This window comes from Xanthomonas sp. LF02-5 (genome assembly GCF_034105325.1).
Classification (GTDB): domain Bacteria; phylum Pseudomonadota; class Gammaproteobacteria; order Xanthomonadales; family Xanthomonadaceae; genus Xanthomonas_A; species Xanthomonas_A sontii.
The window spans coordinates 313,022-326,096 of sequence record NZ_JAXGGF010000003.1; the positions used below are offsets into that span (position 1 = coordinate 313,022).

Annotated in this window: 12 protein-coding genes; 6 read left to right on the forward strand and 6 right to left on the reverse strand. The window is 70.1% G+C overall.

The features are described 5' to 3' along the window. Positions 1 to 3 precede the first annotated feature (3 nt). Positions 4 to 159 carry a hypothetical protein gene (locus SLW52_RS10480; RefSeq protein WP_017910105.1) on the reverse strand — a complete coding sequence of 52 codons (156 nt, stop codon included), beginning with the start codon at positions 157 to 159 and terminating at the stop codon, positions 4 to 6. Between the two features lie 423 nt (positions 160 to 582). Here SLW52_RS10480 and SLW52_RS10485 point away from each other — a divergent pair, with 423 nt between their 5' ends. Together SLW52_RS10485 and SLW52_RS10490 are read left to right on the forward strand one after the other, a co-directional pair. Beyond that, positions 583 to 1,176, forward strand: a complete 594-nt coding sequence (locus SLW52_RS10485) for a TetR/AcrR family transcriptional regulator (RefSeq protein ID WP_017912853.1) — start codon at positions 583 to 585, stop codon at positions 1,174 to 1,176. A 44-nt stretch (positions 1,177 to 1,220) separates the two neighbouring features. Next, positions 1,221 to 1,832 carry a cytochrome b gene (locus tag SLW52_RS10490; RefSeq protein ID WP_295964033.1) on the forward strand — a complete coding sequence of 204 codons (612 nt, stop codon included), beginning with the start codon at positions 1,221 to 1,223 and terminating at the stop codon, positions 1,830 to 1,832. 12 nt (positions 1,833 to 1,844) lie between these two features. On the opposite strand, the gene SLW52_RS10495 is transcribed toward SLW52_RS10490, so the two are convergent. Both SLW52_RS10495 and SLW52_RS10500 read right to left on the reverse strand, forming a co-directional pair. Then, complete coding sequence (locus tag SLW52_RS10495) at positions 1,845 to 2,948, reverse strand: ATP-binding protein (RefSeq protein WP_320740202.1); 1,104 nt, start codon at positions 2,946 to 2,948, stop codon at positions 1,845 to 1,847. After that, on the reverse strand, positions 2,945 to 3,676 hold the full coding sequence (locus SLW52_RS10500; RefSeq protein ID WP_051067644.1) for a response regulator: 732 nt from the start codon (positions 3,674 to 3,676) through the stop codon (positions 2,945 to 2,947). Before SLW52_RS10500 ends, SLW52_RS10495 begins: the two co-directional genes overlap by 4 nt. Positions 3,677 to 3,766: 90 nt before the next feature. On the opposite strand from SLW52_RS10500, the gene SLW52_RS10505 reads away from it, so the two are divergent. The 4 genes from SLW52_RS10505 to SLW52_RS10520 all read left to right on the forward strand — a co-directional run bounded on the left by SLW52_RS10505 (position 3,767) and on the right by SLW52_RS10520 (position 9,697). Continuing rightward, the gene (locus tag SLW52_RS10505) at positions 3,767 to 4,975 is read left to right on the forward strand and encodes an efflux RND transporter periplasmic adaptor subunit (protein WP_320740201.1); all 1,209 of its coding nucleotides are present in this window, start codon (positions 3,767 to 3,769) and stop codon (positions 4,973 to 4,975) included. Positions 4,976 to 4,990: 15 nt separating this feature from the next. Continuing rightward, a complete protein-coding gene (locus SLW52_RS10510; RefSeq protein WP_320740200.1) occupies positions 4,991 to 8,122 on the forward strand; it encodes an efflux RND transporter permease subunit in 3,132 nt (1,043 codons plus the stop codon). 492 nt (positions 8,123 to 8,614) lie between these two features. Further along, positions 8,615 to 9,403, forward strand: a complete 789-nt coding sequence (locus SLW52_RS10515) for a macro domain-containing protein (protein WP_320740199.1) — start codon at positions 8,615 to 8,617, stop codon at positions 9,401 to 9,403. A gap of 63 nt (positions 9,404 to 9,466) precedes the next feature. Beyond that, positions 9,467 to 9,697 (forward strand): hypothetical protein, encoded by a 231-nt coding sequence (locus SLW52_RS10520; RefSeq protein WP_320740198.1) that lies wholly within the window; start codon positions 9,467 to 9,469, stop codon positions 9,695 to 9,697. 205 nt (positions 9,698 to 9,902) lie between these two features. Here the strand turns inward: SLW52_RS10520 and SLW52_RS10525 are convergent, their stop codons facing one another. The 3 genes from SLW52_RS10525 to SLW52_RS10535 all read right to left on the reverse strand — a co-directional run bounded on the left by SLW52_RS10525 (position 9,903) and on the right by SLW52_RS10535 (position 13,003). After that, entirely contained in the window at positions 9,903 to 11,207 is a 1,305-nt protein-coding gene (locus SLW52_RS10525) for a sorbosone dehydrogenase family protein (protein ID WP_320740197.1), read from the reverse strand. After that, on the reverse strand, positions 11,200 to 11,643 hold the full coding sequence (locus SLW52_RS10530; RefSeq protein WP_320740196.1) for a DUF2231 domain-containing protein: 444 nt from the start codon (positions 11,641 to 11,643) through the stop codon (positions 11,200 to 11,202). The genes SLW52_RS10525 and SLW52_RS10530 overlap by 8 nt, the downstream gene beginning before the upstream one ends. Before the next feature lie 184 nt (positions 11,644 to 11,827). After that, on the reverse strand, positions 11,828 to 13,003 hold the full coding sequence (locus SLW52_RS10535; RefSeq protein ID WP_320740195.1) for a LacI family DNA-binding transcriptional regulator: 1,176 nt from the start codon (positions 13,001 to 13,003) through the stop codon (positions 11,828 to 11,830). Positions 13,004 to 13,075 lie beyond the last annotated feature (72 nt).

Below are 13,075 nucleotides of genomic sequence, written 5' to 3' on the forward strand. Positions count from 1 at the left end.
ACGCTAGCGCTTGGCCGCGCTGTCCACGTCGCTCTTGGTCGCGGCGTGATCCTGTGCCGGGCGGTTGCGGTTCTTCTTGGCGCGCGTGACCAGATACAGCATCGCGGCGATGAGCAGGACGAACAGTCCGGCGACCCAGGGCATCAGCGTGGTGTCCATTCGACACTCCAATTCGGTTGCACAGCGGTCACCAGACCACACCCGCAGTGAAGGCCTTGGCTAGTGCGACGGTGAGGTCGGCGTCGTGCCGGTGCATCGCATGCGCACGATGGGCGGTTCCGTCGCGCAGTCCTGAGCCGCCGCGACGGCGCCCTTTACGACGGCCTTCGCGACAGGCACCAGCATCATTTGGGTTTGCGACCAGGCGCATTCCGCACGCCGCCGCGATCGCGCTGTCGATGCCTGAGAGGCCCTGGCCGAGACGTTCGCAGGACGGGCAAGCCACTCGAATCTCAGGCCTTCGGAGCGCACCGGCTGCCGTGCCGGCCAAGCCGCCCAGCGCACGCCGAACCGACCGGGACACATTGACATACGCACTGTACGCAAATAACGTACGCCACGTATGTGAATGAAGGCCCGCCCATGCACCAACGCCGCAGCCGCCGCGAGATGATCGAGACCACCCGCGCCAGCCTGCTGGCTGTGGCGCGGCAGGCGTTCGCCACACATGGCTTCGCGCACACCTCGATGGACGTGTTGACCGCCGAGGCCGGTCTTACCCGTGGCGCGCTGTATCACCACTTCGGCAGCAAGGACGGCCTGCTGATCGCGGTCATCGAGCAGATCGAGGCCGAGGTGGGCCTGCGCCTGCAGGCGGTGTCCGACGCCGCGCCCACGCCGTGGGACGGTTTCCGCCGCCGCTGCCGCACCTACCTGGAACTGGCGCTGGAACCGGAGATCCGCCGGATCATCCTGCAGGACGCGCGCGCCGTGTTCGGCGACGTGCCGCCGGCGGCGCAGTCGGTGGGCATCGCCGCGCTGCAGGCGGCGCTGGAAGCCCTGATCGCCGCCGGCACGGTGGCGCCGCTGCATGCCGGGGTGATGGCACGCATGCTCTACGGCGCGATCACCGAGGCGGCGTTCTGGATCGCCGAGCCGGACGCCGACCTGCACGCACGGCTGGCCGACGCGCTGGACGCCTTGGACCGACTGCTCGACAGCCTGCGCACGCCCTGATTCCGCAGCACTCCCCGCCTCGCCACTCGACCAGGATCACGCACATGCACTGGCGCAATACCGCACAGCGCTTCGGCGCCCTCGCCAAGCTGTTCCACTGGACCACCGCCGCCGCCTTCATCGGCGCCTATGCGGTGGTGTACTACGTCATCTGGTTCATGGACGACACCTCCGACGCCTCGCTGCCGGTGCTCAACCTGCACTGGGTGCTGGGCCTGCTGGTCGGGTTCCTGGTGCTGCCACGGCTGTTGTGGCGCTGGCTGGACGTGCAACCGGAGGATCCGCCGGGCTCGGCGCTGGAACACCGGCTTGCGCATCTGGCGCACTGGGGCCTGTACGCGCTGCTGATCGTGATGCCGCTGACCGGCTACATTGGCACCGGCGCACCCACCGATGTCGGCCTGTTCCGCATTCCCGGCTTCAACGAGACCGCGCTGTTCGGCTGGATCAGCCGCACCTGGCACCTGAGCTGGGAGGCGTTCGAAGCGCCGATCGACGTGGTGCACCACTTCATCGGCAAATGGATCGCATGGGTCGTCGTACTGCTGCACGTGGCCGCCGCGCTGTTCCATCACTGGGTCCGGCGCGACGAGGTGCTGACCCGCATGCTGCCGGGGCGTACACCGCGCGTGCGCAGCGACGCGACCTCCGCCTGAGCCAACGCGCCTCTAGCGCGACGCCGGCACCTGCGCTGTGCGCGTCGCGGCCTCCACTGGCGCCAGCGGCCAGCGCACTTCGAATCGTGTCCCGCTGCCGGCCGGCAAGCACAGCGCATCGCCGCCATGCGCCACGGCGATGGCCTTGACCACCGCCAGGCCCAGGCCGCTGCCGCCGCTCTTGCGCGAACGCGACGGATCGCCGCGGCGGAACGCATCGAACACCCGCGCGGCGATCTCGGGCGCGATGCCGGGGCCGGTGTCTTCCACGAACAGCACGCATTGGCCGGCGTCCGCCTGCACGCCCATCCGCAGCGGGCCCGGCTCGGCATAGTGCTGCGCGTTTTCGAGCAAGGCCATCAGCGCCTGGCGGATGCGCACCGCATCGCACAGCACCGGCGTGCGCAGCGCCAGCACGGGTTCCAGCACCAGCCCGCGCGCGTCCAGGCTGGCGCCGAAGGCATGCAGCACGGCCTCCACTTCCCGCGCCAGGTCGGCCGGCGCCGACTGCAACTCCAGGTGCCCGCTGTCGGTGAGGCTGAGCACGCGCAGGTCCTCGATCAGCCGGTTCAGGCCTTCCACCTGCCGCAACAGGCTCTCGAACGCCGCCACGTCCGGCGCGAACACGCCCTCGGCCAGGCCCTGCAGGCGCCCGCGCAGGATCGTCACCGGCGTGCGCAGTTCGTGGGCGACGGCGGCATTCCAGAATGCGCGCTCGCGGGTCATCGCCTGCAGGCGGTCGGCCATGGCGTTGAAGTCGCGCACCAGCTGCGCGGTCTCGCCCAGCGCATGCGCATCCATGCTCGCGCGTGCGTGCAAGTTGCCCTGGGCGACTTCGCGCAGGCTGTGCGCCACCGAGTTCAACGGGGTGAGGATGCGCCGCGACAGCCGCACCGCCACCGCCACCGCGATCGCCACGGCCAGTGCGGCGGTGGCGCCGATCCACATCATCTCCACCCGCGACGGCACCCAGGTGTCGGAGATGCTGTTGGGCTGGTAGGCCGCCGCCAGCGCGTAGAACACGTAGGAGCCGACCACCGACAGCAGGATGATCCACAGCGCCAGCGCGCCCAGCGACAGGATGACCTGGCGGCGCAGCCCGGGGGCGCGGCTCATGCGCCGGATCCGAACCGGTAGCCGACGCCGCGCACGCTGGCCGGCGTGCCCTGCACGCCCAGCGCCTCCAGCTTCTTGCGCAGCTTGCTGATGTGGCTGTCGATGGTGCGCTCCTGGGTGTCGCCTTCCGGCAGGCAGGCGTCGAGCAGTTCGGCGCGGCTGAACACCCGCTTCGGCGCGCGCATCAGCCGCACCAGCAGCTTGAACTCGGTGAGCGTGAGGTCCAGCGTGTGCCGCTGCTCGCCCACGCGCACGCTGGCCTCGTGCTGGTCCAGATCGACATGGAAGGCGCCCACCCGCAGGCTGCGCGCCTCCTCGGCGCCGTTGCCGCGGATGCGCCGCAGCACCGCCTGCACCCGCGCCACCACCTCGGCCGGGTTGAACGGCTTGACCACGTAGTCGTCGGCGCCCAGGCGCAGGCCCATCAGCTTGTCGATGTCCTGGTCCAGCGCGGTGAGCATGATCACCGGGGTCTCGCCCCGGTGGCGCAGTTCGGCCAGCACCTTCCAGCCGTCCGCCGCCGGCAGTTGCACGTCCAGCAGGATCAGATCCGGATCCAGCGCCAGGTGCAGGTCCAGCGCGGCGCGGCCATCGGCGGCGTGGGCGCTGCGCAGCCCGCTGCGCGCCAGGTAGGCGCTGAGGATCTCGGCGATCTCGCTCTCGTCTTCGGCGATCAGGACCAGCGGCGCGGACGCGGGCACGGCGGCACCCGGAGAGGAAACGGACATGGAGGCAGCGAAGGCGCATCGGCCCGGACGGGCGGATCTCCATCATATCTCCACATCGCATCGAACGCCGCGCAACCCGCGGCCGCGACCATGCGCGGCTTTGGCGTCCGCCGCATCCGCGGCGGCAGCGACGAGGCACGAGGCATGGGCATGCGGCAACAGGTACGGACTCTGGGACTCGGCGGCGCGCTGGCGTTGGCCCTGGTGGGCTGCGGCGGCGGCGCGCAGCCGCAAGCGGTGGCCGCGCCGGTACAGGTCACCGCGGTGACCCTGCACCCTGCGCCGATGACGGTGAGCGTGGACCTGCCCGGCCGCGTGGCCGCGCTGCGCAGCGCACAGATCCGCCCACAGGTCGGCGGCATCGTGCAGCGTCGCTTCTTCGAGCAGGGCGCCGATGTGCGGCGCGGCGATGCGCTGTTCCAGATCAACCCGGCACCGTTCAAGGCCGACATGGACACCGCCGCAGCCGCACTGCACCGTGCCGAGGCCGCGCAGGTGCTTGCCGACGTGCAGCATGCCCGGCTACAGCGGCTGGTCGAATCCGGCATGGTCAGCCGGCAGATGTACGACGACGCCGCCTCGCAGCGCAGCCAGGCCGCCGCGGCGGTCGCCGAGGCCAAGGCGACGCTGTCGCGGCGGCGCCTGGACCTGGCCTTCGCCACCGTCGACGCACCGATCGACGGCCGCATCGACCAGGCACTGCTCACCGAGGGTGCGCTGGTCTCGCCCAGCGACAGCGCGCCGATGGCGGTGATCCAGCAGATCGACCAGGTCTACGTCGACGTGCGCCAGTCCGCCAGCGACCTGGACCCGCTGGATCCGGCCGCGCGCGCGCAGGCCACCGGCGACGACGGCCTGCCGGCGCAGATCCTCGACCGCAGCGGCACGCCCTCGGGACTGAGCGGGCGCGTGCTGTTCTCCGGCATCACCGTCGATGCCGGCACCGGCGATGTGCTGCTGCGCATCCTCGTCGACAACCCGCAACGGCGCCTGTTGCCAGGCATGTACGTGCGGGCGCGGGTGCCGCGCGCCCACTACGCGCAGGCGCTGCGCGTGCCGCAGCAGGCGATCACCCATGTCGGCAAGCGCGCGCAGGTGTGGGTGCTGGACGCCAATGCGCAGGCGCACAGCGCGACGGTGCAGCTGGGCGAACTGGTGCAGGGGCACTACCGTGTCGTCGCCGGCCTGCAACCCGGGCAGCAGGTGGTGGTCGAAGGCATCGACCGGCTCAGCACCGGCGCCCGGGTGAAGGCGCGTGCGTGGCAGCCGCCGGTGGTCGCCACCGCCGCCGCGGACTGAACCGGGAACGCCGCCATGCCACAGTTCTTCATCGAACGCCCGGTCTTCGCCTGGGTGATCGCGCTGTTCATCGTGCTGTTCGGCACCCTGGCCATCGGCCAGCTGCCGGTGGCGCGCTATCCCTCGGTGGCGCCGCCCTCGGTGTCGCTGATCGCGTCCTACCCCGGCGCCACGCCGCAGACCCTCAACGACTCGGTGGTGAGCCTGGTCGAACGCGAGCTGTCGGGGGTCAAGAACCTGCTTTACTTCGAGTCCACGGTGGACACCTCGGGCAGCGCGCAGATCACCGCCACCTTCAAGCCCGGCACCAATGCGGAGCTGGCGCAGGTGGACGTGCAGAACCGCATCAAGGCGGTGGAGCCGCGCCTGCCGCAGGCGGTGCGGCAGAACGGCCTGCAGGTGGAATCGGCCGCGTCCGGCTTCCTGATGCTGGTCGGCCTGACCTCGCCGGACGGCCGCTACGACGAGGTGGCGCTCAACGACTACCTGGCCCGCAACATCGTGCAGGAACTGCGGCGCATCGACGGCGTCGGCCGCGTGCAGCTGTTCGGCGCCGAGCAGGCCATGCGCGTGTGGGTGGACCCGGACAAGCTCGTCGCCTACGGCATGACCATGACCGAACTGGCGCAGGCGATCGAACAGCAGAACGCGCAGATCGCGCCCGGCCGCCTCGGCGACGAGCCGACCGTGCGCGGACAACGCCTGACCGTGCCGCTGACCGTGGCCGGGCAACTGACCACGCCCGCGCAGTTCGCCGCCATCGTGCTGCGTGCCGACAGCGGCGGCGCGCGTGTGACCCTGGGCGACGTGGCGCGGGTGGAGCTGGGCGCACAGTCCTATGGCTTCTCCAACCGCGAGGACGGCGCTCCCGCCACCAGCGCGGCGATCCAGCTCTCGCCCGGCGCCAATGCGGTGCGCACCGCGCAGGCGGTGAAGGCACGGCTGGCGGAACTGGCCGCGAGCATGCCGACCGGCATGCGCTATTCGATCCCGTTCGACACCGCGCCGTTCGTGAAGCTCTCGATCAAGCAGGTGGTCAAGACCCTGCTCGAAGCGATGGTGCTGGTGTTCCTGGTGATGTACCTGTTCCTGCAGAACGTGCGCTACACGCTGATCCCGGCCATCGTCGCGCCGATCGCACTGCTGGGCACCTTCGCGGTGATGCTGCTGGCCGGTTTCTCGATCAACGTGCTGACGATGTTCGGCATGGTGCTGGCGATCGGCATCATCGTCGACGACGCCATCGTGGTGGTGGAGAACGTCGAGCGGATCATGGCCAGCGAAGGCCTGCCGCCGCGGCAGGCCACGACCAAGGCGATGCGCGAGATCACCGGCGCGGTGGTCGGCATCACCCTGGTGCTGACCGCGGTGTTCATCCCCATGGCCTTCGCCAGCGGCTCGGTGGGCGTGATCTACCAGCAGTTCACCCTGGCGATGGCGGTGTCGATCCTGTTCTCGGCGTTCCTGGCGCTGACCCTGACCCCGGCGCTGTGCGCCACCCTGCTGCGCCCGATCGCGCCCGGCCATCATGCCAAGCGCGGATTCTTCGGCGCGTTCAACCGCGGCTTCGAGCGCCTGACCGGCAGCTATGCCGCACGCGTGGCGCGGCTGCTGCGGCGCAGCGCGCAGGTGCTGGCGGTGTTCGCGGTCCTGTGCGTGGCGTTGGTCTTCGCCATGCGCGTGCTGCCCTCGGCGTTCCTGCCGGAAGAGGACCAGGGCTACTTCATGACCTCGATCCAGTTGCCCACCGATGCCACCAGCGAGCGCACGCTGGCGGTGGTCAAGGCGTTCGAGCGGCACGTCGCCACGCGCCCGGCGCTGGCCTCCAACCTGGTGATCCTGGGTTTCAGCTTCTCCGGCTCGGGCACCAACGCGGCCATGGCCTTCACCATGCTCAAGGACTGGGACCAGCGCGACGGCGCCACCTCCAGCGACGAAGCCGACCGCGTGCAGCAGGCCATGGCCGACCTGCCCGAGGGCACGGTGATGAGCCTGCTGCCGCCGGCCATCGACGAGCTCGGCACCTCTTCCGGCTTCACCCTGTACCTGCAGGACCGCGGCAACCGCGGCGAGGCCGCGCTGATGGCGGCGCAGGCGAAGCTGCTGCAACTGGCCGCGGGCAGCAAGGTGGTCAGCGGCGTGTATCAGGACGGGCTGCCGCCGGGCAAGAGCATCCGCCTGGAGATCGACCGCCAGCATGCCGAAGCCATGGGCCTGCCGTTCTCCGCGATCAGCAACACCCTGTCGGCGGCGATGGGCTCGCTGTACGTCAACGACTTCCCCAACGCCGGGCGCATGCAGCAGGTGATCCTGCAGGCCGACGCCGCGTCGCGCATGCAACTGGACGACGTGCTGGGCCTGCGCGTGCGCAGCACCGAGGGCGGCATGGTGCCGCTGCGCGAAGTGGTGACCGCCACCTGGACCGACGCGCCGCAGCAGCTGGCGCGCTTCCAGGGCTTCCCGGCCGTGCGCATCACCGGCGGCGCCGCGCCTGGCGTGTCCAGCGGCGCGGCCATGGCCGAGATGGAACGGCTGGCCGCGCAACTGCCGCCGGGCTTCGCCGTGGCCTGGACCGGGCAATCGCTGCAGGAGCGGCAGTCGGCCGCGCAAGCGCCGCTGCTGATGCTGCTGTCGGCACTGGTGGTGTTCCTGGTGCTGGCGGCGCTGTACGAGAGCTGGACGATCCCGCTGTCGGTGATGCTGGTGGTGCCGCTGGGCCTGCTCGGTGCGGTGGCCGCAGTGATGCTGCGCGGCCTGCCCAACGACGTGTTCTTCAAGGTCGGCCTGATCACCATCATCGGCCTGTCGGCGAAGAACGCCATCCTCATCGTCGAGTTCGCCCGGCAACTGCATCGCGACGGCCAGGGCCTGCTCGAGGCGGCGACCAACGCCGCGCGCCTGCGCCTGCGCCCGATCCTGATGACCTCGCTGGCCTTCGCCCTGGGCGTGGTGCCGCTGATGCTGGCCAGCGGCGCCAGCGCCGAGACCCAGCACGCCATCGGCACCGGTGTGTTCGGCGGCATGGTCAGCGGCACCGTGCTGGCGATCTTCTTCGTGCCGGCATTCTTCGTCTGCGTGGTGGGGCTGCAGGAGCGGGTGGCGCGCTGGCGTGCGCGACGCGGCGGGGGTGCGTCTGCCGAGAACTAGATCGGCGCTGCCGCTGCCGTTGTGGCCGTCAACTGTCGTGCAGCCGGGCCGCGCGACGTGGTGTGCTTTTCCGATGGCGCAATGCGTCGGGACTGAAGTCCCTCCCACAGTGCACACGACTGGCTCGCCGCAAGCGCCTGCGGGAGCGGCTTCAGCCGCGACGAGGCATCACTGGGAATGCCTGTCGCGGCTGAAGCCGCTCCCACGAAAAAGAATCGCTGCCGTCGATCGGCACTGAGCAGCACCTCTTCTCCTGGCCTCGCCCGATCTCAGGAGGTGAGACGCCGCTGCCGCATGCTTGCGCGCTCCCCGCTGCTGCCCTGGCCGCCCCTTGCTGCAGGACAGCCAGGTGCGCACATGCGCTGACGTCAGCAGCACCTCGCCGGCCTTTCTGGGCCAGGCCGCGGACAGCACTACCGCACACGCGGTGCCTGTCAGTGCGGGCAAGCGACAGGCGCCACCACGGGGATCTCTCCATCGATGGATCGCACCATGTTCAAGGCACGAATCGGCGACCTGTTCGCCAGCCACGCCCACGTCCACGCGAATGCGGTCAATTGCGCCGGCATCATGGGCAAGGGCATCGCGCAGGCGTTCAAGCGGCGCTACCCGGCGATGTTCGAGGACTATGCCGTGCGCTGCCGGGAAGGCCGCGTGCGTATCGGCGAGCCCTATCTGTACGACGACGCCAGCGGCATCCGCATTCTCAACTTCCCGACCAAGCGCCATTGGCGCTCGCCGTCGCGGCTGGAGGACATCGCGGCAGGGCTGGACCACCTCGCCGCGCATCTGCGCGAATGGGGCGTGCGCAGTCTTGCCCTGCCGCCGCTCGGCTGCGGCAACGGCGGCCTGGCCTGGGAGGAGGTCGGCCCGTTGATCTACCGCACGCTGGCGCACCTGCCGGTCGACATCGAGGTCTATGCGCCGTACGGCACGCCGCTGGCGCAACTCGAAACCGCCTTCCTGTCGCGGCCGGCCAACACCTCGACCGAGGGCGTTGGCAAACGTACGGCACCCCAGCCGGGCTGGATCGCGATCATGGAAGTGCTGCGGCGGTTGCAGGCCCGGCCGGAAGCGCGGCCGATCGGGCGCACCCTGTTCCAGACGCTCTGCTGGGCGATGACCGAACTGGGCGTACCGACCGGACTGACGTTCGGCACTGCCGGCCGCGGCCCGCGCCAGGGCGACGTCCGGCCGATCCTGACCGACCTGGCCAACCGCAACTGGCTGCAGGAGCAGCCGCAGGGGCGGACCATGGCACTGCGCGCCTCGCCGCAGTAAGACAAGGAGCATGCGCGGTTCGCGGCGGCGTATGCACCCTACGACACCGAGATCGCGAAAGCCGTGGACCTGTTCGCACAGATCAGGAACATCGACCAGGCCGAGGACATCATGACGGTGTTCCAGGCCGCGCGCCGGCTGCAGGTGGCGCATCCCGGGCAGGCGCTCCCCGCGCATCAACTGCATGCACATCTACTCGCTTCCAGGACCACGGCCGATTCCGAACAGACGCAGCAAGCGCTCGTCGAAGCGGTCCGCATGCTGGTGGCGCTGGACTGGATACGCCTGAACTGAAAGTGTGCCAAGTGTGTGGAATCAACGCGCTGCCGAGTCGAAGTCGGGCAGATCGCTTTTTCGTTCCACATGGTCTCTGCGTTCCGGCCGCGCAGAGTCCCGAGTGTGCCGCCGCACTTCGGCAGCGGCCGGAGACAGCGATGGGTCCAGCGTCACGCAGAACCACTCCACCCGCTCGCCAGTGCTCGGCACAACCTGCAACCGGTCAGAAGCGCACACGCCAGACGCTGTTGCCGACATCGTCGGCGATCAGCAGCGCGCCGTCCTTGTCCTGCGCCAGGCCGACCGGTGCGCCGTATAGCTGCGACTCGTCCTTCGAGTGGAAGCCGCTGACCACGGTCTGCGGCGGGCCGACCGGCCGGCCCTGCTGGAACGGCACGTACACCACCTGGTAGCCGCTGAGCGGCGAGCGGTTCCAGCTGCCGTGCTCGGCCACGAACGCACCCTCGCGGTACTTCGCCGGCAGCGCATCGCCGCGGGAGAACCACAGGCCCAGCGCTGCCACATGCGAGCCCAGCGCGTAGTCCGGCTTGATCGCCTTGGCCACCAGGTCCGGGCGCTGGTCCTTGACCCGCACATCCACGTTCTGTCCATAGTAGCTGTACGGCCAGCCGTAGAAGCCGCCGTCCTGCACCGAGGTCAGGTAGTCGGGCACCAGATCGGCGCCGATCTCGTCGCGCTCGTTGGCGATCGCCCACAGCTTGCCGGTGCGCGGCTCCCACTGCAGTCCGGTCGGATTGCGGATGCCCGAGGCGAAGATGCGGCTGCTGGCCGAGGCCACGTCCACTTCCAGGACGGCCGCGCGGCGGTACTCCACGTCCAGCCCGTTCTCGCCGATGTTGCTGTTGGAGCCCACGCCGACGTACAGCTTGCGCCCGTCGGGGCTGGCCAGCAGCGCCTTGGTCCAATGGTGCTCGATGGTGCCGGGGAGATCGGCGAACAGCGTGCCGGGCGCGGTGATCTCGGTCTGGCCGGGGACGTAGGGGAACTTCATGATGTTGTCGGTGTTGGCGACGTACAGCGCATCGCCGATCAGCTGCACCCCGAACGGCGAGTGCAGCCCCTTCAGGAACGCATGCTGTTCCCACCGGCCGTCCGCAGTCCTGCGCAGCAGGGTGATGCGGTTGCCGCCCTTGGCGCTCTTGCCGGAGCGGCTCTGGACCAGCCCCGCGATCAGTTGCTTGGGCGTGGTGACGGGTTCCATCCCTGGCGAATTGGCCTCCACCACCAGCACGTCGTCGTTGGGCAGCACGTACAGCTGGCGCGGATGCTTCAGGCCACCAGCGATCTTCTCGATCTTCAGGCCAGCCGCCACCGTGGGCGCCTGCCCCTCCTTCCAGCCCACTCCCTCGGGAACCTGCATCGGAGGCAGCAGGAAGTTGCGCGGCTGCGGCAGCGGCGGCGCGTTGCCCGCCTGCTGGGTGGGCTCGAGCGAGGCCTTGCCGCCGCAGGCGGCCAGGGCCACTGCGCCGCTCAGCGCGAAAACGGACAGGCACAGGCGCTTAGCCATGGACGTAACCCTCGCGTGGCGTGGTGCGGATGGCGATGAGCACATGCCCGATCGCCAACAACGCGACCGTGAGGATCGAGAGCCAGAGCCCTGCCGGGACCACCGCATACGCGTCGCGGCTGTGCACGAAGGAATTGAAGATGGCCGCGACGATGGCGAGCAGGTTCAGCCAGAAGTCGAGCCGCTCCATCGGCAGCGTGGAGCGCCGCGCAGTGATCCAGACCTGCACCAGGTTGATCAGGCGCGGCACGATGGCGATGACCAGCCCGATCGCGATCAGCCAGGCCGCCGCCTTGGTCCACAGGATCACGCCGCTGCGGGCATAGACGATATCGAAGATCAGCGCGGCGACGAAGCAGCCGAACGGAATGGGATTGAGCAGGCCGTAGAAGGCGTTGGCCACCACGGAACGGCGCGGTGCAGTCTGCAGATGCATGAGACGGCTCTCGACGAAAGGAAGAAGGGGGCGAAGCGCTCGCTCAGCACGAACCCGCGGGACGCGCCGCTGTGAGGGTGCAACCCACTATCTGCCCGCCTCTGTCTAGAGGGCGTCGCGATGGCACTGCGCGCACCGAGTGCCATCGCGCATCGTCGCGGCGGCCGCCGCCGCGTTCGCCGTGCTAGGTGCGCTTGCGCGCGACCGGCGCGCCGCTGCTCTCGCGCACCGACAGGCTCACCGGCACGATCGTCCTGCGCGGCGGCGCGGCCGCATCCAGCCGCTCCAGCACCAGTTGCGCCGCCTGGCGGCCGCGGGCGCGCGGTTGCGCGGCGAGCGTGGTCAGCGCGGGCGTGCTCACCGCGGCCTCGGGGATGTCGTCGAAGCCGGTGATCGCGAAGTCCTGGCCCGGACGGATGCCGCGCGCGAGCAGGCCCAGCATCAGGCCGAGCGCGACCGTATCGTTGTAGCAGACCGCTGCGGTGGGCGGTGCGTCGTGGGCGAACAGTTCACCGTGGCGCGCCGCCGCTTCCAGGCGATTGGGCGCGGACTCGATCAGCCAGGCCGGATCGACCGGCAGCCTGGCCTGCCGCATCGCCTGCGCGTGGCCGGCGCGACGCTGCCGGCAGGAACTGGAATCGGCATGGCCGCCGTAGAAGGCGATACGGCGGTGGCCGAGCGCGATCAGATGCTCGGTGGCCAGTCGCGCGCCACGCTGGTTGTCCAGGCCGAGGAAACCCCAGTCGTCGGCGCCGGCAAGTTCGCGGTTGAACAGCAGCACGTTCGCGCGTGCGTCCAGCACCGTGTGCAGTTCGGCGGCGTCGCTGCCCTCGGCCGGCGACAGGATCACGCCGGCCGGCGTGTGTTCCATCAGCGAGGCCAGCACGGCCTGCTGCCGCGCGGGCGATTCGCCGGTGCTGCCGAGCAGGGTCACGTAGCCCTGCTCGCCCAACGCCTCGTCCACACCGGCGGCGAACTCGGCGAAGAACGGATTGGCCAGGTCGTTGATGACCAGGGCCACGCAGGTCGAGGTACGCCGGCGCAGATTGGCGGCGCCGCGGTTGTAGACATAGCGTTGCCGCTTCAGTTCCGCTTCCACGCGCGCACGCGTGTCGGCATGCACCAGCGGGCTGCCGCGCAGCACCAGCGACACGGTCGCGCGCGAGACGCCGACCGCATCGGCGATGTCGGTGACGGTCACCACCCGCTGGCGGTCGCGCGCGGCGGCGGCCGGTGCGGTCTTTGTGGCCTTTTTCGGCTTGTCCGCATGCTCCGCCGCAACCGGCGCCGCCTTGCGCGCGGCGGCCTTGGCCGCCTTGGAGCCTGCGGATCCGGTTCCGGGTGGACGCTTCTGGCTCATCGGATCGCTTCCCTTCGGACGAGATGCGCAGCGTAAACCATCGGCTGCGCGCGCCTGCCGCGCGACGGCACG